Annotated in this window: 4 protein-coding genes; all 4 read right to left on the reverse strand. The window is 50.2% G+C overall.

Annotation, left to right across the window (positions count from 1 at the left end; genetic code table 11):
• Positions 1 to 39: 39 nt before the first annotated feature.
• Positions 40 to 1,632, reverse strand: coding sequence for an ABC transporter ATP-binding protein (locus MHN01_RS17295; RefSeq protein ID WP_239412482.1), 1,593 nt, complete (start codon positions 1,630 to 1,632; stop codon positions 40 to 42).
• A 3-nt stretch (positions 1,633 to 1,635) separates the two neighbouring features.
• A complete protein-coding gene (locus MHN01_RS17300) occupies positions 1,636 to 2,652 on the reverse strand; it encodes an ABC transporter permease (protein ID WP_239412483.1) in 1,017 nt (338 codons plus the stop codon).
• A 5-nt stretch (positions 2,653 to 2,657) separates the two neighbouring features.
• Positions 2,658 to 3,743, reverse strand: coding sequence for a microcin C ABC transporter permease YejB (locus tag MHN01_RS17305; protein ID WP_075763389.1), 1,086 nt, complete (start codon positions 3,741 to 3,743; stop codon positions 2,658 to 2,660).
• Positions 3,744 to 3,829: 86 nt separating this feature from the next.
• Positions 3,830 to 4,599, reverse strand: a 770-nt coding sequence (locus tag MHN01_RS17310; protein ID WP_239412484.1) for an ABC transporter substrate-binding protein, incomplete at its 5' end; no start/stop codon positions are given.

Raw genomic sequence — 4,599 nt, forward strand, 5'->3', positions numbered from 1 at the left:
CAGTTAATAGATAGCTCAATAAACAAGAAAAATTGCTAGTTACACCGATGACAAATTCACTAGTTCACGGGTATAGGCATGCTGAGGCTCGTTAAAGACTTGCGCTGTGTCGCCCTGTTCTACCACCTGTCCATTTTTGAGCACCAGTGTGTAATGGCAAAGTGATTTCACCACATGAAGATCGTGGCTGATAAACAGATAGCTCAACCCATACTTCTGCTGCAATGATTTTAGCAAGCTCAACACCTGAAACTGCACCGTTCTGTCGAGCGATGAGGTCGGCTCATCAAGCAGAATAAACTCCGGCTTCAATACCAGCGCACGGGCTATCGCGATGCGTTGACGCTGCCCGCCGGAAAACTCATTAGGGTAACGATGCCGTGTTTCCGGATCCAGCTCCACTTCCCGCATTGCTTCGCAAATCACCTCATCCTCTTCTTTCGGAGTCAGCGACTTGTGGATTTTTAACCCTTCACCAATGATCTGGGCGACCGACATGCGCGGATTGAGTGCCGAGAACGGATCCTGAAACACCACCTGTAATTTACTACGGTAAGGCAGCATTTGCTTACGGCTGAGCGCCGAAATATCAACGCCGTCAAAGCGAATTTTCCCTTCACTATTGAGCAGTTTCAGCACCGCCATCCCGGTTGTCGATTTACCGGAACCACTTTCTCCCACCAAACCGACACTGTGACCCTTACGAAGAATAAAGCTGACATCAGTAACCGCTTTTATATGATCCTTCACTCTTTTCAAAATACCGCCGGTGATCGGAAACCATACCCGCAAATCATTCACGTCGAACAAAGGCGCGGCGTTAGGCTGAACCGGAACCGGACTACCACTTGGATCCGAGTTAATGAGTTTTATTGTGTAAGGGTCGGAAGGGTTATTGAATATCACATCACGGGTATCTGTCTCGACCAGCCTGCCAAGCTGCATAACAGCCACCCGGTCCGCGATACGGCGGACAATACTCAGATCATGAGTAATAAAGAGCATCGCCATGCCCATCTCCTGCTGGAGATCTTTGAGCAGCTCCAGAATTTGCGCCTGAACCGATACATCCAGCGCAGTGGTCGGCTCATCGGCAATCAGAAGCTCGGGCTCATTTATCAACGCCATCGCTATCATTACCCGCTGGCGCTCTCCACCCGATAACTCATGCGGATAGGCCGCAAGACGTTTTTCAGCGTTACGAATACCGACCTTCTTCAGCCAACTCAATGCACGCTTTTCGGCATCTCTCTGCCTCATCCCTCGGTGGATAGCCAGGGTTTCACACAACTGGCGACCAATTTTGTGCAGCGGGTTAAGCGACATCATCGGTTCCTGGAAAATCATTCCGATGCGGTCGCCACGCATTCTGCGCATCTCGCGCTCGCTGCACGCCATCATATCAGTACCGTCATACATAACATGGCCGCCGATATAACGGGTGGAAGACTTTGGTAACAAACGCAATATCGCATTGGCTGTTACCGACTTGCCCGAACCACTTTCACCCACCAACGCCAGTGTTTCACCACGGCGAATAGAAAGGCTGACATCATGGGTGACCTGATTGACACTTTCGCCGCTCTGAAAGCCTACGGATAAGTTTTCAATTGTAAGAATTGGTTTTGCCATAACTTATCTCTGATGATGGGGATCGAATGCATCCCGGACAGCTTCACCGACAAATACCAGCAGGCTTAGCATAATTGACAATACAACAAACGCAGACAATCCAAGCCAAGGGGCCTGCAGATTCGTTTTCCCCTGCGCCAGCAGTTCACCTAACGACGGTGAACCTGCCGGCAGGCCAAAGCCAAGAAAATCCAGTGAGGTCAATGTCGTTACCGAGCCACTGAGAATAAACGGCATCATAGTCAGCGAGGCGACCATGGCATTCGGCAGCATGTGACGCAACATAATGCGGCCGTCACCGACTCCTAGCGCCTGTGCAGCACGCACGTAATCAAAGTTCCGGCAACGGAGGAACTCGGCCCGTACCACACCGACAAGCCCCATCCAACTAAACAGCACCATGATCCCGAGCAACCACCAGAAATTAGGCTCGACAAAGCTGGAAAGAATGATCAGCAGAAACAGTGTCGGCATTCCCGACCACACCTCGATAAAACGCTGGCCGAACAAATCGACCCAACCACCGTAATAGCCCTGACAGGCACCGACAATGACCCCAATGATGGTCGAGATAACAGTAAGGGCAAACCCGAATAACACTGAGATCCGGAAACCATAAATGATCCGGGCCAGTACGTCCCGCCCTTTATCATCCGTGCCCAGCCAGTTCACATTATCAGGTGGCGACGGTGCTGGCCCGGTCAGGTTATAGTTGATGGTATCGTAACTAAAACGGATGAGCGGCCAGATCATAAAACCATCGGCCTCAATCAAGTCAATCACATAGGGGTCGGTGTAGTCGGCTTCAGACTCGAACTCTCCGCCAAATTCAGTTTCGGTATATTGCTCGATGATTGGAAAATACCAGTTGGCATCAAAACGGATAAACAACGGCTTGTCGTTGGCAACCAATTCGGCAAACAGGCTGATAAAAAACAACAAAGCAAAGATCCACAACGACCAGTAGCCGCGTTTATGGGCACGGAATCTCGCCAGTCTCTCCTTTGTTAACGGATTCATTTTCACTAGCGCGCCTCAAAATCAATGCGTGGATCAACGAAGGTGTACGTCAAATCCGAAATGATGTTCAACAAAAGTCCCAGCAGGGTCATGATATATAAAGAACTGAATACCACCGGATAATCACGCTGAATGGTCGACTCAAACCCCAATAGCCCAATACCTTCCAGCGAAAACATCACCTCAATCAGCATCGCGCCGGTAAAGAAAATACTGATAAATGCCGCGGGGAACCCGGCTATGATGATCAACATGGCATTACGGAATACATGACGGTAGAGAATACTGCGCTCATCAAGCCCCTTAGCTCGGGCCGTCACCACATACTGCTTGTTAATTTCATCAAGGAAGGAGTTTTTAGTTAGCATCGACAAGGTAGCAAACCCACCGATCACCATGGCCAGAATTGGCAATGTCAAATGCCAGAAGTAATCAATGATCTGCTGATACCACGCCAGCTGGTCAAAGTCGGACGACACCAAACCACGCAACGGGAACCAGCTAAAATAGTTGCCGCTGGCAAAGAAGATTATCAGCAAGATGGCAAACAAAAAGCCCGGTATGGCGTAACCGACAATCACAACGGCACTACTCCAGACATCAAACCGCGAACCATGATTAATGGCTTTGGCGATCCCCAGCGGAATAGAAACGAAGTAGATGATCAGGGTACTCCAAAGCCCGAGCGAGATAGAGACCGGCAAACGATCGATGATCAGATCTATCACATTGCCTCCTTTAAACAGGCTTTCGCCAAAATTAAAGGTGGCATAGTTCTTCAGCATATCGAAGTAGCGCTCATGCAGAGGCTTATCGAAGCCAAACTGCACCTTGATGGCTTCAACCACTTCGGGATCCAGCCCGCGCGAACCACGATAGCCAGAACCGTTGTCTCCCGGCTCTACGGCCTGAACCTCCTGGCCTCCCCCGGTGAAACGCTCCATGATGCCGGACGAATGTCCTTCGAGCTGGGCGACTGCCTGCTCGACAGGGCCGCCCGGTGCTATCTGAATGACAAAAAAGTTAATGGTTATAATCGCCCACAAGGTCGGAATAACCAGTAACAAACGACGAATTATATAAGCAGTCATTTTTCCCTATGCCTTATTAAAACTTCCCAAGGCGAACAATGTAATGGCAGCACAACACACTGGATCCTTAATCATAATATCATTCGCTAGCGGCGTTTTTCCGGCAGCTTGGCGGCCTTCACCGGATCAATCCACCAGGTATCCTTGCCCAGCGCATACTTGGGCCTTACCGACGGACGCGAGAACTTGTCCCAGCTGGCGACACGAAACTGGCTGATATGCCATTGAGGGATCACAAAGAAATTCCACTGCAAAACCCTGTCAAGCGCTCGTCCGTAGCTCAGTAATGCTTCAGGATCCTGCTGGTTTTCTGCGATCTTCTCGGTCAGATAATCAATAGCGGGATCTTTGACACCGGCTGTGTTGTAGGTACTGTCGATAAAGTTACTGTTCCACGCTATCAACAAGTTAGGGTTCGGATAAGGATTGGCACCGTAGCCATGTGAAACCATATCAAAGTCACGATCACGCAGTCGCTTGATGTACTGGGTAGTATCGACAGTGCGGATCTTCATATCGATCCCCATCAATTTGAGGTTTCTCTGCACTGGGATTGCCAGACGCTCGGTAGTCGGGCTATAGATCAACAACTCAAAGGCAAACGGTTCGCCTGTTTCGACATTGCTCATCACCTTGTTCTTCAGTACCCAGCCAGATTGCTTCAACAACCCAAGGGCCTTGCGCATCTGGCTCCGGATCCGTCCCGAACCGTCAGTCACCGGCGGTTGATAAGCCTCGGTAAATACCCGCGGCGGCACTTTATCTTTCACTGGCTCAAGCACCTTGAGCTCATCAGCGGTGGGCAGGCCGCTTGCTTCATACTCGGTATTCTGAAAATAGCTGCGGGTGCGTTTGT

Source organism: Photobacterium sp. OFAV2-7, from assembly GCF_022347985.1.
Lineage (GTDB): Bacteria > Pseudomonadota > Gammaproteobacteria > Enterobacterales > Vibrionaceae > Photobacterium.

Excerpts from the sequence above, each read along its gene's own strand:
- MHN01_RS17295 (WP_239412482.1), bottom strand. The coding sequence starts at position 1,632 with ATGGCAAAACCAATTCTTACAATTGAAAACTTATCCGTAGGCTTTCAG.
- MHN01_RS17300 (WP_239412483.1), bottom strand. The coding sequence starts at position 2,652 with ATGAATCCGTTAACAAAGGAGAGACTGGCGAGATTCCGTGCCCATAAA.
- MHN01_RS17305 (WP_075763389.1), bottom strand. The coding sequence starts at position 3,743 with ATGACTGCTTATATAATTCGTCGTTTGTTACTGGTTATTCCGACCTTG.